The 23,736-nt window shown below is 56.3% G+C and carries 17 protein-coding genes; 10 read left to right on the top strand and 7 right to left on the bottom strand.

All coding sequences use genetic code 11. The annotated features are described in order from the left end of the window. Window positions 1–15: 15 nt before the first annotated feature. Both VGU25_17025 and VGU25_17020 read left to right on the top strand, forming a co-directional pair. On the top strand, window positions 16–360 hold the full coding sequence (locus VGU25_17025) for a cupin domain-containing protein (GenBank protein ID HEV2578911.1): 345 nt from the start codon (window positions 16–18) through the stop codon (window positions 358–360). A gap of 543 nt (window positions 361–903) precedes the next feature. Continuing rightward, a complete protein-coding gene (locus VGU25_17020; GenBank protein HEV2578910.1) occupies window positions 904–4,695 on the top strand; it encodes a carboxypeptidase-like regulatory domain-containing protein in 3,792 nt (1,263 codons plus the stop codon). A gap of 211 nt (window positions 4,696–4,906) precedes the next feature. Here VGU25_17020 and VGU25_17015 read toward each other — a convergent pair whose 3' ends face one another. Continuing rightward, window positions 4,907–6,265: an alpha-L-fucosidase gene (locus tag VGU25_17015; GenBank protein HEV2578909.1), complete on the bottom strand. Its 1,359-nt coding sequence runs from the start codon at window positions 6,263–6,265 to the stop codon at window positions 4,907–4,909. A gap of 539 nt (window positions 6,266–6,804) precedes the next feature. Between VGU25_17015 and VGU25_17010 the strand changes: the two genes are divergently transcribed. Continuing rightward, window positions 6,805–7,332, top strand: coding sequence for an IclR family transcriptional regulator (locus tag VGU25_17010; protein ID HEV2578908.1), 528 nt, complete (start codon window positions 6,805–6,807; stop codon window positions 7,330–7,332). Window positions 7,333–7,342: 10 nt separating this feature from the next. Here the strand turns inward: VGU25_17010 and VGU25_17005 are convergent, their stop codons facing one another. Both VGU25_17005 and VGU25_17000 read right to left on the bottom strand, forming a co-directional pair. Beyond that, a complete protein-coding gene (locus VGU25_17005; GenBank protein HEV2578907.1) occupies window positions 7,343–8,167 on the bottom strand; it encodes a fumarylacetoacetate hydrolase family protein in 825 nt (274 codons plus the stop codon). Then, on the bottom strand, window positions 8,142–9,467 hold the full coding sequence (locus VGU25_17000; protein ID HEV2578906.1) for an enolase C-terminal domain-like protein: 1,326 nt from the start codon (window positions 9,465–9,467) through the stop codon (window positions 8,142–8,144). The genes VGU25_17005 and VGU25_17000 overlap by 26 nt, the downstream gene beginning before the upstream one ends. A 195-nt stretch (window positions 9,468–9,662) precedes the next feature. Between VGU25_17000 and VGU25_16995 the strand changes: the two genes are divergently transcribed. Then, the gene (locus VGU25_16995) at window positions 9,663–10,439 is read left to right on the top strand and encodes an SDR family oxidoreductase (GenBank protein ID HEV2578905.1); all 777 of its coding nucleotides are present in this window, start codon (window positions 9,663–9,665) and stop codon (window positions 10,437–10,439) included. 8 nt (window positions 10,440–10,447) lie between these two features. Continuing rightward, entirely contained in the window at window positions 10,448–11,233 is a 786-nt protein-coding gene (locus VGU25_16990) for an SDR family oxidoreductase (GenBank protein ID HEV2578904.1), read from the top strand. A 29-nt stretch (window positions 11,234–11,262) separates the two neighbouring features. Here VGU25_16990 and VGU25_16985 read toward each other — a convergent pair whose 3' ends face one another. From VGU25_16985 to VGU25_16970, 4 genes are all read right to left on the bottom strand, one after another. Then, a complete protein-coding gene (locus tag VGU25_16985; protein ID HEV2578903.1) occupies window positions 11,263–13,047 on the bottom strand; it encodes an acyl-CoA dehydrogenase family protein in 1,785 nt (594 codons plus the stop codon). A gap of 14 nt (window positions 13,048–13,061) precedes the next feature. Next, on the bottom strand, window positions 13,062–14,246 hold the full coding sequence (locus VGU25_16980; protein ID HEV2578902.1) for an acetyl-CoA C-acyltransferase: 1,185 nt from the start codon (window positions 14,244–14,246) through the stop codon (window positions 13,062–13,064). A gap of 10 nt (window positions 14,247–14,256) precedes the next feature. Then, window positions 14,257–16,710, bottom strand: a complete 2,454-nt coding sequence (locus VGU25_16975; protein ID HEV2578901.1) for a 3-hydroxyacyl-CoA dehydrogenase NAD-binding domain-containing protein — start codon at window positions 16,708–16,710, stop codon at window positions 14,257–14,259. Window positions 16,711–16,899: 189 nt separating this feature from the next. Continuing rightward, window positions 16,900–17,469: a TetR/AcrR family transcriptional regulator gene (locus tag VGU25_16970; protein HEV2578900.1), complete on the bottom strand. Its 570-nt coding sequence runs from the start codon at window positions 17,467–17,469 to the stop codon at window positions 16,900–16,902. A 315-nt stretch (window positions 17,470–17,784) separates the two neighbouring features. Here VGU25_16970 and VGU25_16965 point away from each other — a divergent pair, with 315 nt between their 5' ends. From VGU25_16965 to VGU25_16945, 5 genes are all read left to right on the top strand, one after another. Beyond that, on the top strand, window positions 17,785–19,482 hold the full coding sequence (locus VGU25_16965) for an AMP-binding protein (protein HEV2578899.1): 1,698 nt from the start codon (window positions 17,785–17,787) through the stop codon (window positions 19,480–19,482). A gap of 106 nt (window positions 19,483–19,588) precedes the next feature. After that, window positions 19,589–20,338 carry a hypothetical protein gene (locus VGU25_16960; GenBank protein HEV2578898.1) on the top strand — a complete coding sequence of 250 codons (750 nt, stop codon included), beginning with the start codon at window positions 19,589–19,591 and terminating at the stop codon, window positions 20,336–20,338. Between the two features lie 36 nt (window positions 20,339–20,374). After that, complete coding sequence (locus tag VGU25_16955) at window positions 20,375–20,821, top strand: DUF2141 domain-containing protein (GenBank protein HEV2578897.1); 447 nt, start codon at window positions 20,375–20,377, stop codon at window positions 20,819–20,821. Window positions 20,822–20,891: 70 nt separating this feature from the next. Continuing rightward, window positions 20,892–22,352, top strand: coding sequence for a decarboxylating NADP(+)-dependent phosphogluconate dehydrogenase (gene gnd, locus VGU25_16950; GenBank protein ID HEV2578896.1), 1,461 nt, complete (start codon window positions 20,892–20,894; stop codon window positions 22,350–22,352). Between the two features lie 50 nt (window positions 22,353–22,402). Further along, entirely contained in the window at window positions 22,403–23,668 is a 1,266-nt protein-coding gene (locus tag VGU25_16945) for an alpha/beta hydrolase (GenBank protein HEV2578895.1), read from the top strand. Window positions 23,669–23,736: the final 68 nt, after the last annotated feature.

The raw sequence follows: 23,736 nt of genomic DNA, 5'->3' as shown, positions 1-23,736 counted from the left end.
CTGTCAGGAGAACTGATGAAGAACGAAATCCTGGTAATCCCTTCCAACGACAGCGCCATGACGAATCCTGAGGATGGGCTTCGGCGGCAGGTGATGGCTTACAGCCCGAGCATGATGCTTGTGCGGCACAGGATGGTCAAAGGATGGATCGGCGCTCGTCACAGTCATCCGCACGAACAAATGGTCTATATCGTTAGCGGACATCTCATCTTCGAACACCCGAACGGACGCTTCGAGGCGAAGGCAGGTGATTCATTTCTCGTTCCGGGCGGGGTCGAACACCAGGCGCGTGCGCTCGAGGACTCAGAGGTGCTCGACGTCTTCACACCGTACCGCGAGGACTATGCTGTTCAGCCTTAGAGCAAATCCGCGCCTGTTGGATTTGCCCATCTGAGATCGTCCGCCCGGCCCGAACAGACTGCCCGACTGACTTGTTGGGGGCACTGTTCGGTTTTCCAAAGTGATGGAATCCTGACAGGCAGGTCTTTGCTTAGCCGGGTGTGGCGCCCGCAGATCCGCGGCGTGTCGATCGTGAACAGGATCGTGCTGAGACGGGTGCGGCCCTGATACGTATCAAAGAGCAAGAGTCCCTGACCGAACCGACCGAGGCGTCCCCTGCCGGACACCCATCTATGCTCCGAAACAGTCGAATTCCGAATAAAAACGGCTATTGGGGGGAAGCCTTGAGCGGAGCCGATCGAACTTTGCATCGTGGGACAGCAAACGGCAAAGGCGTCAGAAGTCGGGGCTGCTGAACGGCAAATGATCCGATAGAGATGGAACAAATTTCTGTCCGGAGGTTGACAGATGTGGTCTGACAGCTTCAAGCTTGGCTGCAAAGAAAAATAACAAGATCCCCCGGCCACTGAAACACGTCGTTACGAATTCCGATGGAGGCGCACCATGGTTTTTCTAACAAGTTTCTGCCGCTCGGGCTCCCTCACGTTCAGATTGCTGCGAACTCTTTTCCTCTTTGCAGCAGTCCTTCTGCTCACGTCGCCCGGACTCGAAGCTCAGCTCTCCGGCAAGGGACAGATCAACGGCAGCGTGACCGATACCAGTGGTGCCGCAATTCCTGGCGCACAAGTCGTGGTCATCAGTAAGCAGACCAGCGTCTCCACCAAGACCACGACCACCTCTGCCGGTGACTTCTCACTTCCGACCCTGGATCCCGGCGACTACACCGTAACCGTCACAGCCAGCGGGTTCGAAAAGCTGGTCCAGGAAAACGTACACGTCAACGCACTCGAGACGCAGACGGTCAATCCGAAGTTGACGGTTGGCGCTACGAGCGAGGAGGTCACGGTCAGCGCGGCTCCGCCGCAGCTCGAAACCACCAATGCGACCTTAGGCACCACCATGGAGCAGGAGATGTACTCTGCCCTGCCCATCGAGATGGGCGCCTACGGGCAGCCCGATCAGCGCCGCGCCACCGACTTCGCATTCCTGATGCCCGGCGTGCAGGCGAACAACACCAATGGCAACGCGACAACGAATGCAGGCATTGTGAACGGATCCGGAAGCCGTGGAGCAGTGAGCGCCATCTACATCGATGGCGTTGTATTCGTGCGTGCCGGAGGTAATGGCGATCCTCGCTATGTTTGGACTGCGATCTCCGTCGATGCAGTGAACCAATTCCAGGTGCAGACGAACGGATACTCTGCGATGTATGAGGGCCAGGGAGTCCAGAATTACACGGTTAAGCAGGGCGGGAATAAATACCACGGAGCCGTGTACGAGTTCTTCCGCAACACCGCCCTTGATACGTGGGGGTTCTTTGGCGCGAACATTACGAGTCCTTTTACAGGTAAGCCTGTAAAGCCAATTGAGCACTCCAATGAGTTTGGGATCTTCCTGTCCGGGCCGGTTGTTCCGTTCGGCTCGTGGAAGGACAAGCTTTTCTTCTTCGGAAACTACAACGGCTTCCGCTACTCAAGCCAGACACCCACGAGCATCACCTTCCCGACCTTGGCAGAGCAACATGGAGACTTCACGGCGACGGGCGTCAACATCTACGACCCACTCACTCAGGCGAACTGCACCGCCAACAACGGCGGAATACCTTGCCGTTACCAGTATGGATATACCCACGTAACCGGCTCCCCAACGAACTCCAACTCCAGCAACCCCGGCAACGGCACGCTTACTGGAGCGAAGAACGTCATTCCTGCAAGTGAGTTCTCGCCGGTTGCGCTCAACCTGCAGAGCCTTCTGCCAGCGCTTTCCAACCAGAACGTGCAGAACAACTACAACGCTGCAAACGGCACTGCACTGAATAACTGGTCAACCACGGACCGTATTGACTGGAATATCAATCAGAAGGACACGCTTACAATTACGGCGGCCGTTGGCCGTCAAGCCAGCTCCGTCCCAGTGGGCCAAACGACGTCCGGCCGCAATGTAGGTCCGGTGCCATACAACTACGGCCAGGCGTATGCTCCGAAAACAGCCGTCGGCATCGTCGAAGAGACGCACATCTTCTCGCCGCATGTGATTAACCAGATCAAGTATGGCTTTGCCCGTTATAACGGCCCCACCTTCAACGCCGACTACAATCCCGGATACGGCGCTTCAGGCCTGGGAGGCATCACGAATCTGCCAGCCGGGCAGGCTGCCAATGCATTCCCCATCGTCAGCTACTCCGGCACGGACGCGCCGACAAATTGGGCCGGCACGACAGCCTCCGTCACGATCGCTCAGAATTTCACTCTGGTTGATAACGTTCAGTGGACGTTCGGCAGTCATGCATTGACGCTGGGCGGCCAGATCGCCTGGCTGCAATATCTCAACCGCCCGGCAACAACGGGAACGACGCCGCTGACGCTGACCCCGACAGTTACACAAACGGCGGAGATCAACCCGAAGAACGCAGCTGGCACATACACCGTCCAAGGCGGTACCGGACTGGCATACGCAAGCTTCCTCGTCGGCCAGATTAATTCTTCTTCAATGACTGAATACAGCGTGCAGGAGTACGCTTCACGCTTCCGCGCCATCTCGCCGTACGTTCAGGACAACTGGAAGGTGAACTCGCGGCTCACGCTTGACCTCGGTCTGCGCTGGGACTATTTCCCACCGGTCCACGAGGTCTCCGACAACATGAGTTTCTTCAACCCAACGGCGACGAATCCAATTACCGGCCAACCTGGCATACTGCAGTTCGCGGGCCACGGAACGAATACCTGCAATTGCGATACGCCGATCAATACCTATTGGAAGAACGTTGGGCCGCGGATCGGCTTGGCGTTTCAGAGTGACTCCAAAACTGTGTGGCGCGCAAGTTGGGGCGTGATGTTCACCCACGGAGGTGCCGTAGGCGGAGGAACCCCCTCTTCACTTGGCGGCGGCAACGTCAGTCTTGGATTCTCGTCAGCGGGTACGACAGGCGCTAACGGTGACACCACTGCGCAGCTGGCCTTTACTGCCGGAAGCACCCCCACTTATCCGACCATCGCCACGGCAGCAGGTCGCGCATCCGGGCCTGCCTTTGCTACCGGTTACACGAATATTGCAGGCTACACAGCTAAACCCCCCTCGATCGCTTATATCGATCCATACTATGGATCGCGCGCGCCCGAATACGAAAACTGGAGCTTCGGATTCCAGCATCAATGGACCAATACCTTCGTATCGACAATCACTTATGTTGGGTCCCAGGGGCACTTCCTTGTTAGTGACGGGAGCAATCCGCGTGGCTACTGGGCGAATCAATTGGACCCCAAATATCTAAGCCTAGCGGGCAATCTGACGGCGACCGGCAGTGCGCTCACCACGTTTTGTGCGGCCAACTCCGGCGTATGCCCCTCCTACACTTCAATCTTCAATACAGGCCAGTCCCTGTCCACGTTGTTGACGCCGTTTCCCTTCAACGGGGTTAGCGATTTCGTCGGCGGCGTCGCGAACGCCAACTATCATGCACTGGAAACCAGCTTCAACATGCGACCGACTCATGGCGTGACTTTTATGGCCAACTACACATGGTCACGTTCCATCGACGATGGAGGAACGTTCCGTACCGGATATGCCATTCCAGCGGCATACTCCAATACCGGCCGTGCTTGGGCGCCTGATCGCATCGAACGTACGGTCTCGACCAGCAATCAGCCGCAACACCTCGTAGTAACCGGCGTCTGGGAGCTGCCGTTTGGTCGGTCTATCGCGAACAGCCATGAGTGGCAACGTGCAATCCTTGGCGGGTACAGGTTCTCCACGATTTACCAGGCCTACTCTGGTTCACCGCTGCCCATCACTGGAGCTTCGTGCAACGCTAATCCGGCGCAGAGCACTTGCATGCCGAGCTACAGTGGAACCTTCTCTCCCGACGCGAACGTTATGCCCAACGGCCACTGGGGGCACGGAGTCACACGAACGAACTACAACACTATTTCGTTCATCAACTCGGCGGCATTCGCCTATGCCCCGGCGTACACATTCGGCAACCTGCCCCGCACAGCGCCGTACAACCTCTACAGCCCCGGCAACTATAACGTTGATATCAGCTTGCGTCGTGCATTCGCCCTCCATTTCACCGAGAGCGCACACGTAAGCCTGCAGGCTGATCTATACAACGTCACTAATCACACTCAATTCACAGTGGCAAGCCCGATATACGGAAATTCGAGCTTTGGCCAAGTCTCCGGCACACAAGCGAACGCGAGACGTTCGGCGCAACTCTCCGCACGCATCGAGTTCTGAGGCCAGTTTGCGGGGGCATCCCCCTGTGAACTCTACCCCTTTGTTTTGAAGACTTTGCACATTCCGCGACTTTTTCGAGTATTAGGTCCACCCTCAACCCTTTTGTTTTGAAGATTTTGCGCAAAAAGAGGGGGAGGGGAGGGGGTACCCCGCTGCCACCAAAAATTGCCGCCACGGACACCCGTGGCGGCGTTTCTTTTTTGGGCGTGATCTAGACGCTTCCGCGCGGCTTATTGATGCGGACGTAATCCGTGTCTTGCGTCGGCTCCGACTCGCACTCAATCGCAATCGTTGTGACGGGGTAATCCGGAGCCTTCTCCGGAAGGCCGGTGAACTTCGTCTGGAAGTCATCCTGCGTAAACTTCACGTCCCTACCAGTCTTGAGGAGCCGTGCGGACTTCACCCTTGTGCGAAGACCGCTGATGGCGACATACTCACCTGGCCAAAAGTGCACATGCATGTACAGCGTGTTTCCAATGCGAGTAAAGCTGGCGTAATTGGAGCGGCGCACCTGGCACAGGTCCGATTCATAGATAGTGTGGCCGTTCGTCTGCATCCACGCCCCCACCTCATTCAAGATCCGCGACGACTCCTCGGGAATTGAGCCATCCGGCTTCGGGCCAATGTTTAGAAGATAATTGCCGCCGTCGCGGACGCACTGGATCAGATTTCGGATGACTGTTCGCGAAGACTTCCAGTCATCGTCCGCCCGCTGATAACCCCAGCTATCGTTCAATGTCATGCACGATTCCCATGCACGCCCATTCGTCTCAGCCACGATCTTTTGTTCCGGAGTAGCGAAGTCGCCCTCCAGCTTATTGCGGTTGTTCACGATGATTTCGGGCTGCAGCTGAAAGACCATTTCGTTCATCCGCTCCGACTCCCAGCCCTCCGCATCGAGCGGCCACGCGACGTCGTACCAAAGCACGTCGACCTTGCCGTAGTTCGTCAACAACTCACGGATAAGCGCGTGAGTGTAATCAACGAACCTGCGCCTCGCCGCTTCGTCGCTAGCGCAACGCGCTCCGTCGGGATGATGCCAATCCATCAGCGAATAGTAGAAGCCCACGTGAAGCCCCTCTGCGCGAGCCGCCTCCACGTACTCTCTGACGACATCCCGACCTGGACCCTGCTTCGGAGCACAGTAGTCAGTATGTTTCGTATCAAAATTACAAAATCCCTCATGGTGCTTGGTAGTCATCACCATGTACTTCATACCCGCGGCCTTGGCCAGTTTCGCCCACGCGCGCGGGCAGTTGGGCGCCGGGCGAAAGTTGGCGGCATGAGCGGTATAGGGACCAATGGGCCACGCCTCATTTTCCATTACCCATTCGTGACGGCCAATTGTGCTGTACACACCAAAGTGAATGAACATTCCAAACTTCGCCGCGTGCCACCATTGCATTCTCTGGGCCCGAGTGCGCTGCTGCAACTCGTCCGTAGGTGTTTTCGGAGTTTGGCTTGTGCTGATAGCGGTCGGGCTCTGCGCGACGGCACCGGGCAAACCCATCATCGCCAGAGATGCTCCGGCGGCCCTCAGTACATTGCGGCGAGATAATGTCGTATTCATCCGTATGTGACCTCAAAAAGGATTTGTCTGGTTCGGCGGCACACTACTTAGAGAAAAAATCTAGGAGATTGCCAACATCTTGGTCAAGCACAAAACTAGACTTTCTTGACATGCCTGTTTCAATATATGAATTAGTATCCAAGCATGTGGGCAGAGACAAGAACAAAGGCTCTCATTTTGAGATTCAGAGTCACATTGACCGCTCAAAGTTTCATTTCAAATGGTGAATCCTCAATCTTCCTGTTCCCTGCTAGCATGACCGGGTATCGCTTATGAAAGTTCGCAAATCCAGCTCTGCTCCAGTTGGAGTCCTCACCAAGGTTCTCTCCATTTTCGATCTCCTTGACAGATCGCGCGACGGCTTACAACTGCGCTCAATTGCCGAACAGACAAAACTGAACAAGAGCACCGCGTACCGGTTCCTCGCTCATCTCGAAAGGGAGGGTTATCTCGTCCGTGACAGCACAGGAGCATATCTTCTCGGTCCACGTCTGGTTCACCTTGGCTCCGGAAGCACCTATCAGTCCACGATCCGAAAGGTGAGCCGCCCGGTTCTCGAAGCTCTTTGGCGTGAAACCGGCGAAACCGTTAACCTGGCCGTGCTCGATGGCAGAGAGATCATCTATTTGGACGTCATCGAGAGCCCACATAACTTTCGGCTCGTGTCTCAGGTTGGCATGCGCCGGCCACTGCATTGCACGGCTCTCGGCAAAGCTGTCTTAGCCTGGCAGGGTACAAACTTTCGCGACGAACTGCTGGCGACGACGAAACTGGAAAAGCTCACTCCACACAGCATCACTCGTCCGTCAGAGCTGGTGGCTGAACTCGGTCGGATTCAGCGGCGCGGCTATGCAATCGACGATGAAGAAGTAGAGCTTGGAGCAAGATGCGTCGCCGCACCCGTACTGGATTCCTCGGGTCAGGTAGCAGCCGGTATCAGCATCTCTGGTCCGACGATTCGAATGACAAGAAGCCGCACCGCGCAAATAGCAGATGTTTTGAAGACTGCGGCTCTGGATATCTCGACCCAGCTTGGATATCACACGAATCCGCCAGAGCACGGATAGCAGCAAATCCTTACGATGGCACGCGGGTCTGATTCCTGAGCGCCCCTATACGTTCAATTTCGATAGTCATCGTCTCGTTCGGCAATAGCCATCGCTGGGGGTTTCGGCCGAGGCCCACGCCTCGGGGCGTTCCGGTACTAATCACATCACCGGCCTGAAGCGGAACGATGCTCGAGATATGAGCAATGAGCTCAGGAATATCAAATATCAGGTCTCGCGTATTAGCCGACTGCATGACTTCTCCGTTGAGCGTCAGACGAATATCCAAGCCGTGCGGATTTTCAATCTCGTCAGCGGTGACGATCCATGGCCCCATCGGCGTAAACGTTGGAAAGCTCTTGCCGAGAGTCCATTGGGAAGTTGCCAGCTGCACTCCTCGAGCGCTGACGTCGTTCACGATCGTATAGCCAAATACGTGCTCTCTCCACCGGTCTCTGGAAATTCGATGGCCAGCCTTACCGATCACGACCGCGAGTTCCGCCTCATAATCTGGCTGCGTGGCCTCGGGCCAGAGAAGCACATCGCTATCCGGGCCGGTGATCGAAGAAGCAAGCTTGAGGAATACCGTCGGTACTTTCTGAACCGCCATTTTGGATTCGACGGCATGCTCGCGATAGTTGAGGCCTATTGCGAATACACGCGGCGGTCGCGACAGCGGGGCCAGCAGGGTCACTTCATTTGACGGAATCTCTTCACCGAGCGGCAAGGTGCCGCCAGACTCTATGAAGGCGAGCACATCGTCGGCACCGGTAGTGGGCAACCGTCGAATATTCTCCCCAACCAAAATTCCACCGCCAGTGGAGCCATCCTTAAGCTTGAATGAGACGATCTTCATCGGCCTCCTCTCTCCATGCCTCTCCGTCCGGGAATCTGAATCTATCCAAAGATTTCGGAAGAATTTCAATGCTGTATCCGGGCGCCTCCGGCACCAGATACCGACCGCGACGAATCTTTACCGGATCGCGGAAATGTTCATGCAAATGGTCGACGAACTCGATCACTCGATCTTCTAACTGGCAGGAAACTGAGAGGTAATCGAAGATCGACAGATGCTGGACGTATTCGCAAAGCCCAACGCCGCCTGCATGCGGGCACACGGGAATGCCGAACTTCGCCGCCATCAGAATAATGGCCAGATTCTCATTCACTCCGGCAACCCGGCAGCTGTCGATCTGACACACATCGATCGACCCCGCTTGCATCAGTTGCTTGAACATCACTGCATTATGACAATGCTCGCCGGTCGCGATTCGCGTAGATGTTTCCCGGCGGATCCTTGCGTGCCCGAGAATATCGTCGGGACTGGTCGGTTCTTCCATCCACCACGGATCAATTTCTGCCAGTTGATTCGTTCGACGAATGGCCTCCTGGACTCCCCACTTCTGATTCGCATCAACCATCATGAAGTTGCCGGGTCCGATTTCTTCTCGAACAATACGGCCACGGCGGAGATCGTCTTCCGGATCTCCGCCAACCTTGAGTTTGAAGTGAGTCCAGCCCTCGGCGAGCGCTTCTCGACACAGACGGCGAATCTTTTCATCACTGAACCCGAACCACCCGGCTGAAGTCGTGTACGCGGGATAACCATCACTGGCAATTCTTTTGAAACGATCCGACTGTCCACTCTTGCCCTTCTTGAGAATTGCCAGGGCATCGTCTGGAGCCAAAACATCTTCGATGTATCGGAAGTCGATGGCCTGTACGATTTCCTCCGGCTCCATCTCGGCCAGGAGCCTCCAAACAGGCTTTCCTTCGCTCTTTGCGTAAAGGTCCCATACAGCATTGATGAGCGCACCACATGCGAGATGGATAACACCCTTCTCCGGCCCCAACCACCGAAATTGCGTATCGCACGTGAGCTCAAGATAGAAAGCATTCAAATTCGCTGTAAGGGCTTCGAGCGTTCGGCCTTTCAAATTTCGACTGAGATAGGACAAAGCCTGCGTGACAAGCTCCGTTCCTCGCCCCAACGTGAATGTCAGCCCATGGCCCTGCAACCCGACGTCAGTCGAAAGGATGCAATAGGCTGCAGAGTAATCCGGATCTCTGTTCACTGCATCGGAGCCAATCTGCTCGCGAGAGGTCGGAAAGCGCAAGTCAATAACGTCAACCCGCGTGATAGTAACCGGCTTCAAGATGCGACCTCGCAAGAACTGACCAGTGCCGCTTTCAAGATCAGCGAGCGATCTGCCAGCTTAGGCAGGATTGTATGAGGTCACAAGGAATCTTTTCAATTATGGCCGCTCGGGTTTCATATTTTGAATTTTGACATCATCTCGGTGACTCCCCTACAAAGAGGTGAGGCAAACGAGTTGAACCGAATAGGAGCGATGGGATTGTCCAAGCTGAGTCTTACAAGTCGGATCGCGGTGATCACAGGCGCGGCGAGCGGGATCGGCTTGGCTATCGCAAAGAGATTCGCCGAATATGGAGCTGCCGTGCACTTGCTCGATCTCGACGCCGGTAAGCTCGACGAAGCCGCGCACCTGATTGCTAGCGGGGGCGACGCAGCGACTCCGCATTGTTGCGACGTCAGCAGTCCAGCGAGCGTGGCTGAGGTGTTTCGGAGCGTGGACGCTCCTGTCGACATTCTTGTCAACTGCGCAGGCATCGCACACATCGGAAATCTCTCCTCAACAACTCCTGAGGATATGGACAGGCTCTTTGCAGTCAACATTCGAGGAACCTACCTGTGCATGCGTGCAGTGATTGACGGAATGACGACGGCACAACGAGGAAGCATACTGAACATCGCCTCCATTGCTGCAACGCGCGGCATCAGCGATCGATTCGCCTATTCCATGACGAAAGGAGCCGTGTTGTCGATGACTCTCTCAGTCGCGAAGGATTACATCGCGCACGGGATACGGTGCAACTGCATCTCGCCGGCGCGTGTGCACACTCCGTTCGTAGATGGATTTCTGACCAAGAACTATCCAGGTCAGGAATCCGAGAAAATGAAGGCGCTGTCCGAGTCGCAACCGATCGGTCGGATGGGCACTCCGGACGAAGTGGCCGCTCTGGCACACTACTTGTGCTCTGATGAGGCGTCATTTATTACCGGCGCGGATATCCCCCTTGATGGGGGCTACTTCAATCTTCGTTAAGGAACTCTGTGGACCTAGGACTCAAAGACCAAGTCGTTATTGTGACTGGCGGCGGTGCCGGCATCGGCGAGGCTATCACTAGGCTCTGTCTTCAGGAGGGCGCGATAGCTGTCGTCGTGAACCGCACGTCTGATGAATTCTCGGCGCTTATCGCTGAATTCAAGCAAACGGGTGAACGATGCGACTTCTTCGAAGCCGATCTGAGCGACCCCAATCAATGCCAGAGCGCAGTTCGTTACGTCGAAAAGCAGTACGGTAGCTTGATGGGCCTCGTGAACAACGCCGGGACCAACGACGTAGTTGGGCTCGAAACTGGAACACCTGAGCGGTTTGTCGCGAGCCTGCACCAGAACCTTGTCCACTACTACGCGATGGCACACTATGCACTTCCCATGCTGAAGCGTTCGCGAGGCTCCATCGTAAATATTAGTTCGAAGGTCGCCCTGACTGGCCAGGGCGGGACTTCCGGGTATGCAGCAGCAAAGGGAGCCCAACTTGCTTTGACGCGCGAGTGGGCGGCTGAGCTTGCGGCGTTTGGTGTTCGTGTGAATGCAGTTTTACCCGCCGAGGTGATGACTCCGCTCTACAAACGCTGGATCAGCTTGCGAGATGACCCCGAGAAAGCACTGTCCGAGATAAGGCAACGCATTCCGCTTGGTCATAGGATGACGGAACCGGCAGAAATTGCTGCGATGGTTGTATTTCTGCTCTCTCCGACGCAAAGCGCTCACACAACTGGTCAACATATCCTTGTCGACGGTGGTTACGCCCACTTGGATCGCGCTCTCACCTAAGCAGCGACCTCAAGGGGCACGGCTGCTATTCAGATTGCGTAACGTCCTGCGTCGATCATCGCTGCGGCGATTTCGCGCCCGAGCACGGCCATGTTCACCGGCTCATGCCTGGTCAATCGACGCAGCATCGCCGAAGACGTCTGAAGCATGTCGCCTTCGGCTGCCGCGCCAATGACCCGCTCAGCCGCATTCCGAATGACGTTGAATGAGCGGATGGAATAGTACTTCGCGAGCTTTGGTCCCAATGGTTTGTTGAGTTGCATCTTTTCGGCCCGCAGAATTGCGGATTCGAGCACAAGAACTTCGATCAGAATGTCGGCGAGGTCGCCCATGATTTCTTGTTGATCGGCAAGTTGCATGCCGAACCGCTGCGTTGCCACTCCGGCGCAGAAGAGCCCAACCTTCTTCGCACTCGCTAAGACTGCGTGCTCCTCCGCCAAGGGCCCATCGGACGAAGCCCGTCCGTCGTTTCTGTTCATCACTTCGTCCATGACCTTCTGGATCGCAGGCATCAACCGAAGCTTGCCCTGCATTGCGCGCTTGATGATCCAGCCTGTGATGATCAGCCGATTGATCTCGTTCGTTCCTTCGAATATGCGATGAATCCGGGCGTCGCGGTAGGCTCGCTCAGCGGGAAACTCCTCAACGTAGCCATACCCGCCGTAGATCTGCAAAACTTCGTCTGTGACCCGCCCGACCATCTCTGATCCCCAGACCTTCAAAATGGAGCACTCTACTGCGAACTCCTCAATGCCCTTCTGTACTTCTTGAGAATACGTTGATGAGGTCTTATCGAGACTCGAGAGCGCATCATCAATCGCGCCCACAATTCGCGTCGCAGCGGCTTCCCCTGCAAAGACGTCCGCAGCACATTCGGCAATTTTCTTCTGAACGAGACCGAACGACGCGATCGGTTTTCCAAAGGCAACTCGATCCTTTGCGTAACGAATTCCATCGCGCAAGATACCGCGCGCACCTCCAACTGCGGCGGCCCCCAGCTTGTAACGGCCGACATTCAAAATGTTGAAAGCAATGTGATGGCCCTTACCTGCCTCGCCAAGTAGATTCTCGACCGGCACTCTGCAGTCGTTCAACACGACTGGACAGGTGGAAGAACCGCGAATTCCGAGCTTGTGTTCCTCCTGACCAATGGTCATCCCTGGCGTTCCAGCTTCTACGAGAAAAGCCGAAAACTGCTCCCCATCGATCTTCGCGAATATCGTAAACAGGTCTGCCAGCCCGGCGTTGGAGATCCACATTTTTTCGCCGTTGAGCAGGTAGTGCTTCCCATCGGCTGTGAGTCTTGCAGTGGTCCGAATGTTCATTGCGTCGGAGCCGGCCGACGCCTCCGAGAGCGCGTATGCTGCAATCCACTCGCCCGATGCTAGCTTCGGCAGATATTTCTTCTTCTGCTCGTTCGTTCCATACCAAACGATCGGAAGAGTTCCGATGCCTGTATGGGCGCTGAATGTTACAGAAAAACTTCCTGAAACAGAAATGTGGTCTACAACGAGGGCCGACGTAATCTTGTCGAGTTCGACACCGCCATACTCCTCCGGTACATCGACGCCCAGTAATCCGAGTTCGCCAGCCTCTCGCATGAGAGTTCGGCTTACCTCAAAATGCTTACTCTCGATCTCTGCAATCTGAGTGGCGATTCTGTTTTCTGCAAACTGAGTTGTTGTCTCGACTATCTGCCGTTGCTCCAGCGAAAGATCCTCCGTAGTAAAGACCTCCGCTGGAGTCAGATCCTCAATCAGGAAACTGCCCCCGGTCACTGGCTTTCTGTCGACGGCTGCTAGCCCTGTCCCCATTGGTCCCCCCGCTCCTAGTTCTGCAGATTCTCGAATATGCCCGCTGCTCCCATTCCTCCGCCCACACACATGGTCACCATGCCGTAGCGGCCCTTGCGCCGCTTCAACTCACCAAGCAGGGTAGCCGTTAGCTTCGCGCCTGTGCATCCCAGTGGATGGCCGAGCGCGATCGCTCCACCATTGATGTTGATTTTTCTTCTATCGAGGGAAAGGGTCTTGATGACTGCCAGCGACTGGGCGGCAAAGGCTTCATTGAGCTCGATCAAATCGATGTCATCCAAGCTGAGACCCGCCATTTTCAATGCCTTCGGAATGGCATAAACAGGGCCTATGCCCATCTCTTCAGGTGCACAGCCGGCATAAGCGAACGCTACAAAGCGGGCCAGAGGCGATAAACACAGTGCCTTGGCACGATCCTCCGACATGACAACTGCCGCCGCAGCGCCGTCGGACATCTGCGAGCTATTCCCTGCCGTCACGATGCCGTTCGCATGAAACGCTGGACGAAGCTTTGCGAGCGCTTCAATCGACGTATCCAATCGGGGACCTTCATCAACCATGAAGTCATTGCTTTTCTCGATTGGTTCGCCACTCTCGTTCAGGGCCGTGGTAGTGACGGGCACCGGAATAATCTCGTCTCGAAAAGCTCCGGCTTTGATAGCCGAAACAGCCTTGCGATGGCTTTCGTAGGCAAACTGGTCCGAGTCCTCACGTGTAATCCCGTAATGTTTTGCTACACGTTCCGCCGTAAGACCCATCGACATGTACGAGCCAGGATGGTTCTCAACCAGCCATGGATTCGCAGAAACTTTATTTCCCCCCATGGGAACGTACGACATCGATTCAGCACCCCCCGCTACGATCGCGTCAGCGGCGCCGCCGCGAATTCTCTCGGCCGCGAGCGCGATCGATTGCAGTCCGGATGCACAGTAGCGATTGATCGTCATCGCCGCCGGTTCGTTAGGAAGTCCAGCACGAAAAGAGATGACACGCGCGATATTCATTCCCTGCTCACCTTCTGGCATCGCGCAACCGATAATCACATCGTCAATTTCCTTCGGGTCGAGCGCCGGCACACGTGCGAGTGCACCTCTAACGACGATCGCCCCCAGATCATCCGGACGGGTATTTCTGAGAGTTCCCTTTGGCGCTTTCCCGACCGCGGTTCTGACAACACTGACAATAACTGCTTCCCTCATGGACAAATCCTCAATTCCGCAGCGGCTTGCCAGTCTTGAGCGTGTAACCGATGCGCTCCGCAGTTTTTGGCTCCCCACAAAGCGACAGGAACGCTTCGCGCTCAAGATCCAACAAGTAATCTTCCGTGACCTGTGTCCCGGCACTCACTTCGCCCGCTGCGAGTATTCTTGCGACGTGATTCGCGACCTTCACGTCATGCTCAGTGATGAACTCACCCTCGCGCATTAGGTAGACTCCCAGCTTTAGTGTGGCTAGTACCGAACCGCCAGGTGCTGCAATATCTTTTTTCGGCACCGGCGCCGAATATCCAGTCCGAATCATTTCCAACGCCTTCGTCTTTGCGTCGAACAAAAGCCGGTCGCGGTTCATCGAAATGCCATCGGCAACGTCAAGCAGGTGCAAGGAACGCGCCTCAAACGCGGAGGCTGACATTTTCGCCATTGCGATTGTTTCGAAAGCGGTTTTGATCGTTCCGTGCAGTTCCACGGAGTCCACGCGACCATTGCTTTTGATCTGATCAGCCACAGCAATTGCCCGGAGCAACATCTCCTTGCAGCCTCCGCCCGCGGGAACCAATCCCACGCTCGTCTCAATGAGGCCGGTATACAACTCGAGATGAGCCTGGCGGCCAGCGCCGTGGAGAGAAATCTCGGTGCCTCCGCCAAGACAAAGACCAAAGGGCGCCACAATGACCGGCCGCGAACAGAACTTAATCGCTCTGGTCATTCCCTGGAAGCTCCGGACCATCGAATCAATCTCATCCCACTCTTCGTCCTGAATAGCCAGGAGCAATTGCATGAGATTGGCGCCAGCGGAAAAGTTCGCTGCATCGCTCGTGACGACGAACGCATCAAAGCTCGCCATCGCTGTACTTCCATCGCGAAGTTCGCGGGTTAGGAATGTGACGATGTCTCGTCCAATCGTGTTCATCTTCGAGTGGAACTCGAAACAACCGACACCATCACCGACATCGATCAATGAAACCCCAGCATTTCCGGCTAGCCGGCCGTTCGACTTCTCGAAATGCGACACAGACAGAAGCTCGGGCCTCTGCTCGACCCTCTGATAGACCCCACTCTGAGGGTCGAAGAACTCACTCCCACCGTCGCGATACCATGACCTTCCATCCGTCGCGAGCAGTCTCTCGACCGCCGAAGGAATCGAGAGTCCGGAACCACGCATTATCTCAACCGTCTCCGGTACACCTGCCGCATCCCACATCTCGAATGGTCCAAGCTCCCAATTGAAGCCCGCCTTCATCGCTCGATCGATCTCGAGCAATGTGCGTGAGACTTCGCCGATACGATGCGCGGCATAAATCCAAAGCTCCGGCAACATAGCGCGGTAGAAGGCGGCTGCCTTGTCCTTCTCATTCCCACTCATCAACGCGCGAATACGTTCTGCTGGACTTTCGTTCGACTTAAGCATCTCCAGCAGCGGAAATGAAACGCGAGCTGCGGCCCTGTAATCCATAACTTCAGCGTTGAACACAAGACGCGTTTCGCTACCGTCTTTCTCACGGACTTTCTTATAGAACCCCTGCTGTGTTTTGTCTCCTAGCCACTTGCGCTTCACCAACTCGGCGATTTCAGGCGGCAAACCCAAATCTGAGCGTTCATCTCCGCCAGCAGCCGCAAAATTTCTTGCTACGTTGTAGATGACATCGATACCGACCATGTCCGCCAGACGGAATGTACCGGTCTTCGGCCATCCGATCACCGGACCTGTCAACAAATCAATTTCTTCAATGCTTAGTCTTTGCGCCTTCATCACACGAAATGTGTTCAGCATCGCAAACACGCCAATTCGATTTGCAATAAAGTTGGGCGTGTCGTTCGCGCGGACAATTGTCTTACCCAACTTCAGATCTGCGAAGTTTGAAATCGCTTCAACAACGTCTGGATCTGTGTCGGCAGTGGGGATTACCTCCAACAGGCGCATATAGCGCGGAGGGTTGAAGAAGTGAGTCCCAAGCCAGCGGCTTCGCAGGCCATCAGGAAGCGCTTCTGCGATCTTTGAAACCGGAAGCCCGCTCGTATTTGTTGTCAGGATTGTGTCGGGCCTTATATGCGCTGTCACCTTAGCCAACAGGTCGCGCTTGATCTCGAGATTCTCCGCAACTGCTTCAACTATCCAATCGCATTCACGCAATTTCTCCAAATCGTCGTCGAAGTTGCCGACTGTTATCAAACTGGCAGCGAGTGCATCTGCAAAGGCAGCGGGCTTCGCCTTCTTCAACCCGTCCAGCGCTTGCATCGCAACTGCATTGCGGTTCGGTGGCGCGGCAGCCAGATCGAGCAGCAAGACGGGTATCCCTGCATTAGCAATGTGCGCCGCAATCCGGGCGCCCATGGTGCCTGCTCCGAGGACACCTACCCGGCGTATGTCATGCCGGCGCGGGCTTGTCCGGATCCCCTCGCGAAAACCCGATTCACCGGCCGGCGAACGGACCAGCGATGCCATCTCCCACTCCTCAATGCGCTCAACTGCGCTGTCCAGAGAAGCTGAACTACTTCGCGGACAGGCGGCATAATACTTACCGCTCGGTCAAAAAGTCAACAAGACGGGCAGCCGAGAGGCATACAGAAGACCCCACTACAAGACTTCGCCTCCGGCTATTTTGCCTTGTCTTATGCAGATGTCATGGGTTCGTCATCCTCCGGCGCGGTTCCGACTTGCCAGTCCACGCGTGAGCAGCTCGGCGAAACCAGAAGCGATCTCTTCGCCGGTCATTCCCCCCTCGGGCCTGTACCAGGTGCCGATCCAATTGATAGCGCCTGCAGCCGCAAATGCGGCAAGCTTAGGATTGCACTCAGCAATCGACCCGTCTGCCATACCATCCTCGATAAACTCCCGGATCGAGGCATCGATTCGGCGCTTCAGAGTACGTACCTCACGGCGCGCCGGCGGCGACAACTCGGAGTCATCGAGCATCGCAACGCACCGCCCAAAGTCATGAGACACAATAGCCGTCGCGTAAACGTGCAGGTATTTCTGCAGCCGTTCGAGGCCGCTCCCACCCTCGAGTTTGCCTTCTTCCAGAAGGCCTTCGATTGAGCTTATGCCCGCGCGATAGCAGTCGACGAGCATCTGCTCTTTGTTCTGAAAGTAGTAGTACAGTGCGGGTTTCGTAATGTTCAGTAGCGTGGCAAGCTCGCGAAGCGAGGTGCTCCGATATCCGCGCTCGAGGAATAGGCGAGCCGCAGTCTCAAGAATTACCACCCGTTTCGAATCTCCGTCCCTCTGGCGCACACGAAAGCTTTTCCAAGGACGTCGAGAAGATGTCACGCTATCTATTGTTCGCATATCAAGGAACTTTCCGGTGGTGGATCAACTCAGGCGCAAGAGGCTCATGGCACGATGTGAAGGCGGCGCCTCTCATGGTGCTTCCACGACTTCCGCGTCCCTCGTTGCTAATTCCTTCCCGCTGTATATTTTTCGTGACAGCTTTACCACAAGTTGTTTACCTTACCCCACGGTAAAAAAGCGAGGCTTGCATTGCAGAGCCAGATCGAGAACGAACAGGAGCTCGGAAAGGTGAGATTTCCGGATTCCGACCTCCCTCTGCAGCGGATCTATTCTTCGGAACGGCATCGTCCAGATCAACCTTTCCTAACCCAGCCCCGGAACGGTGAAGTTCAGAGCTGGACGTGGGCGGAAGCGATGCACGAAATTCGACGAATCGCCCGCTGGCTGATCGACCAGAACTGGCCTGCCGGCTCGCGGGTTGCCATTCTGTCCAAAAATTGCGCTTGGTGGATCATGGCGGACATCGCGATATGGATGTCAGGCCACGTCAGTGTCCCCTTCTTCCCCTCTCTTCGTAACGAATCTCTGTCATTGCTGTTCCAGCACAGCGAACCAGTCGCCTGCTTTGTGGGAGAGCTGGATCAATCCCCCTCGTTCGGCGCTCCTTCATTACGGAACATGAAGTTAGTCCGGTTCCCCAACGCAAAGCCAGACCATATTCCCTCAGACTCTGAGGAATGGCAAACGATCGTTCAGAACGGAAAGGACTTCGACGGCCAACCACTCCGCGCAGCCGAAGAGGTCGCGACCATCATCTACACCTCAGGAACCACTGGACAGCCGAAGGGTGTGATGCAGTCGTTTCGTTCTCTCAGCCTCATGGGCAAATCCATGGAGCCAGTGCTCGGCAACTCTCCATACGCGCTTGACCGCATCCTTTCCTACCTTCCTCTGGCGCATATTGCTGAGCGAGCAATCGTGGAGATGAACTCCCTGATGATGCCGCTCCAAATCTTCTTTACCGAAGGCCAGCAAACATTCCTCACTGATCTACAGCGCTCGAAATGTACGATTTTCTTCTCAATTCCGCGTCTTTATCTGCGCTTTCAGCAAGGTGTCTTTGAAAAGGTTCCGGAGCGAAAGCTACAGCGTCTCCTCAAAATTCCCATCCTCAACCGCATTGCGCGAAGCAAGATCCTCAACGGATTAGGCCTTCACCACGCGCGGCTTGTCGCATCTGGAGGTGCGGCGATTCCGATCGAACTCGTGCACTGGTACCGCAAGCTCGGTCTCAACTTCGTTGAAGGTTACGGAATGACCGAGACCGGCATCACACACGTTCCGTTGCCCTCGAAGTTCCGCGCAGGCTTCGTTGGCAACGCAAGTCCGTATGCTGATACGCGCATCTCCTCGCAAGGGGAAGTCGAGATCAAGGGCCCGATGAACATGCTGGGGTACTACAAGAATCCGGAACTCACACAGCAGGCGTTTACAGAAGACGGGTACTTCCGCACGGGAGATCGCGGCGAGATTGATGAACAGGGCCGACTGCGCATCGTGGGCCGGCTGAAGGAGGAATTCAAGACGGCCAAAGGGAAGTACGTCGTACCTGCACCGATTGAAAAGCTTCTCTCGCTTTCAACATTATTCGAATCGGTATGCGTTCTCGGATCGGGCATGTCTGCACCGTTCAGTCTTGCGGTTCTGGTGCCTGAGTTACGAGCGGCAGCAGAATCTCCGACGAAACGCGAAGCTCTCGAGACCGCACTCAAACATGAAATGGACCGCGTCAACAGTCATCTTGATCAACACGAACAACTGCGCTTCATGGTTGTTTGCCAGCAGCCATGGACAGCAGACAACGGGCTCCTTACTCCAACCCTGAAAGTTCGTCGAACAGCACTCGAAGAGCGCTTCGACAGTAGCTTCCTCGCATGGGAACAAGCGAAAACCCGCGTGCTGTGGCAGGACGCGATCGCGCAATGACCGGCAGTACGAATAGCTCCAGACGTCCGCATCCCGAAAAGCAATCAGCCGCCAAATCGACGGCGGTTCACATTCCGAATCCTCAACGCTCGACCCGAGGCTCACCATGATCCCCATCGGCACGATTACAAAGCGAATCCTGATCCTCTTCTCGATCTTCTTTGCAACGGCCGCTAGCTGCGGCGCTCAACAGGAGTACGTCGGACGCTACAACATCTACACCGGTTTCTCTGACCTCTCCAGCCCCGGACTGAATAGCCTGAACCAGGTCGGCTTCCACCTGCAGGCTGGAGGCAACGTCAACCGGTGGCTTGCTGGTGGTTTCGACTACAGCGTGCAAAGTGGGGACACCTCTCTCACGGCAAATCTGGCAACGCCGCAACTGCAGACAGAACTCACCGCCTTGGCAGTTCAGTTCGCACAAGCGGGACTGATCCCGCCCGGCTATACGCTCAGAATCCCTTTGCACGCATTCACGCAGACGGTCACCGCCGGCGTACAGCTCGAATACCGCCACCTTTCACGGACCACGCTTTTCATCCGGCCGGCGCTTAGCGCCTTCCGGATCACAGCGACGCCGCACCCGAACCCGCAGGATCCCTATGCTGTCACCGTCTCGAACGTCCTCGCACCCGGAGGAAGTCTCACGGACTGGACGGGGGCCTATGGCGCTGGCGGCGGAGCGGACTTCAACTTCACTAAACATGTCGGAGCACGCGTTCAAATGGACGCCACCTGGAATCATCCGTTCAACAGCATCCTGGCCAATGGATTCTGGAGCTATCGTTACTCCGTGGGTCCGACATTTCACTTCGGACCCAGCGTGCCGGAGCACCGCCATCGGATGAAGTCATAGCTTCAGGTGAAAATAGCTTGCAATCCAGGAGGAACTATGAAGCGCATCCTCGCGGGTCTGGCGCTCCTGACCATTCTCCCGAACGCAGCCGCAGCCCAATCTACGTCTTCAGAAACGTGCAAGCTGGTTGTGCACATCGATGGCTTTCGAAATCAGAAAGGAGATGCCGGAGTAACGGTGTTTACATCGCCCGATGGCTGGCCGGAGAACAACAACAAGGCTCTCATCCATGGAGGACATCCCTTCAGCAGTGATAAGGCTACAGTCGAACTCCAACTTCCGCCGGGCCGCTATGCGATTGCCGTACTCCACGACGAGAACTCCAATCACAAGCTTGATCGCAATATGATCGGCTGGCCGAAGGAAGGCTTCGGCTTCTCAAACAACCCCAAGGTAGGTCTCAGCCCGCCCAGCTTTGACACGGCCGCGATGCAGGTCACTTGTCCCGTTACAGAGACCACAATCCACCTGATCTATAAGTAAAGCTTCAATGCGCCTGACGACACGTCTGCCCCGCTACAATACATTAAATATTTGGAGAGCAGACTAAAACATGCCTGATGCAACCTGCGATATCGGACTGATTGGCCTTGCTGTGATGGGCCAAAACCTCGTACTCAACATGACCGACCACGGGTCGAAGGTTGCCGTCTTCAACCGTACGACCTCTAAGGTGGACGACTTCCTGGCCAACGAAGCAAAGGGCACGCAAGTCGAAGGCGCGCATTCCGTGGCAGAGCTCTGCGCAAAACTCAAAAAGCCGCGGCGCGTGATGATTATGGTTAAGGCTGGCGAGGTTGTCGATCAGACCATCGATCAGCTCCTGCCTTATCTCGAAAAGGGCGACATCATCATCGATGGCGGTAACTCGCTCTTTACGGATTCAAACCGTCGCACAAAGGATCTAGCCGAGAAGGGAATTCTCTTCATCGGCACCGGCGTTTCGGGCGGTGAAGAGGGCGCACGGTTCGGACCTTCCATCATGCCCGGAGGCAATCCTGCCGCGTGGCCGCACGTGAAGGACATCTTCCAATCGATCGCTGCCAAAGTTGAGGACGGCATTCCGTGCTGTGATTGGGTGGGTGAAGAGGGTGCCGGACACTACGTGAAAATGGTGCACAACGGCATCGAGTATGGCGATATGCAGCTCATCTGCGAGGCATATCAACTGCTGCACGACTGCCTCGGCCTCACCGCCGACGAACTCGCCCAAGTATTTTCCGAATGGAATAAGGGTGAACTCGACAGCTTCCTCATCGAGATCACCGCCGATATCTTTGCCAAAAAAGATGACGATGGCAAGCCTCTCGTCGACAAGATTCTTGACACTGCCGGCCAGAAGGGCACCGGCAAGTGGACCGCCATCTCGGCGCTCGACCTCGGCCAACCCGTCACGCTCATCGGTGAGAGCGTCTTCGCCCGCTGCCTTAGCGCGCTCAAGGACGAGCGCGTTCGCGCCTCCAAGATCCTGCGCGGACCCGAGTCAAAACCGTCCGTGGCCGATCGCAGAAGCTTCATCGAAGACGTCCGCCGGGCTCTCTACTGCTCAAAGATGATCAGCTACGCGCAGGGATACATGCTTCTGCGGGAAGCTGCCAGGGAGCAGGGGTGGAACTTGAACATGGGTGGCGTGGCGCTCATGTGGCGTGGCGGCTGCATCATCCGCAGCCAGTTCCTCGGCAAGATCAAGGAAGCCTACGACAAGAACCCGAAGCTTGAGAATCTCCTCCTCGACGACTTCTTCTCGTCCGTCCTGAATCAGTACCAGAGCTCATGGCGGCGTGCCGTCGTCCAAGGCGTGCAATTCGGTGTTCCAATGCCTGCCTTCACAACTGCGCTTTCCTTCTTCGACGGCTACAGAACCGGTCGCCTTCCAGCCAATCTTCTGCAGGCCCAGCGCGATTTCTTCGGTGCCCACACCTACGAACGCGTAGACAAGCCACGCGGCGAGTTCTTCCACACCAACTGGACCGGACGTGGGGGTCGCGTCTCGTCCTCCACCTACAACGCCTGACGCACGAGACCGATAGCCGTGGCATCGCTGTACAATCGTGGCAACCTCCGATGAGCTTGTCTCCTCGACCACGACCCCGGACAGCGGCCGCGGCTCTTCTGCTTTTCATAGCAGGCGCCGCCGCCCGCGCCGCGGATCCGGCCGCTTCCTCAAAGCACAAGCCATCCGAGCCGCCGCAGCAGTTGCGCTCCCCACTGGGGCTCACCGAGGTCGGCATGCTCGACGGCGCGGCCTACCGGATAGACATTCCCAACGACTGGAACCACAATCTGGTCGTTTACTACCACGGCTACGCTCAACGGCCTGTCACATTCCACATCGCCGAACGCCTCACCGGAAACCAGCAGCCCCTGTTCGAACGCCATTTCGCCATCATCGAAAGCGCTTATTCGCAGACCGGCTGGGCACTTCCACAGGCCTACCCCGAGACCGAGGCTCTCCGCCAGTACTTCGCTAGGCGGTTCGGTTCGCCTCATGAGACCTACGTGGTCGGCACATCAATGGGCGGCGCGTTGGTCATGGTCACGCTCGAGCTCAACCCAAAGCCTTACATGGGCGGCCTGGACCTCTGCGGCGCTGTTGGCCCCACATCAGAATCTTTCGATCGCCGCTTCGCCATCCGGGCGGCGTTCGATTACTACTTCCCCGGTCTGATGCCGCCGCTCGATCGAGTCCCGTCCGACTTTTTCGCCGACCGGGCCGAGCGCGCACGTATCGCCGCGGCGCTACGCGAGAATCCCGAGGGGACCGCAGCCATGCGCTCGCTCATGGGACTCCATACCGATGCGGAGGTCGCCGCCGACATCGCCTACTTCACGTTTGTTATCGGCGACATGCAGCGCCGGGCAGGCGGCAATCCGTTCGACAACCGAAACACCATCTACTCCGGTACAAATGCCACCAACAGCCTGTCCGATTACGAGCTCAACGACAAAGTCCGTCGCTACGACGCTCAACCTGCTGCCCGAGCCTACCTGCTCCGCCACTACACCCCAACCGGCCGCCTCGGCCGACCCATGCTCGCGCTCCATACCGTCTACGATCCAGTCGTCCCCGTCTACCAACTGGCGCTCTACAGCCGCGAGGTTGAAGCCGCTGGTTTCAGCAGGAACCTCGTCCAGCAGTACGTTCACCGCGAGGGCCACTGCACAATCCGTCAGGATGAAGTCGGCGAAGCCTTCGATGAACTAGTTGCCTGGACGCACGGCGTTCTTCGCCCGACAGCCGGTCTGATGAGGGACCTGCACCCTGCGCCCACCCTCAGGGAACAGCAGGCGCTCCGTCCGTCGGAGGTTGAGAACGGACCAAAACAGTAGACGATTTCGGTCTCCTCTATGGAGCTGTCAAGCCCGCTCCGTATAATGACCTATGGCCATAGTCCAGC

The organism is Acidobacteriaceae bacterium, assembly GCA_035944135.1.
Taxonomy (GTDB): domain Bacteria; phylum Acidobacteriota; class Terriglobia; order Terriglobales; family Acidobacteriaceae; genus Granulicella.
The sequence above is the reverse complement of the archived record's forward strand: the minus strand, read 5'-3'. Positions and strand labels throughout refer to the sequence as shown.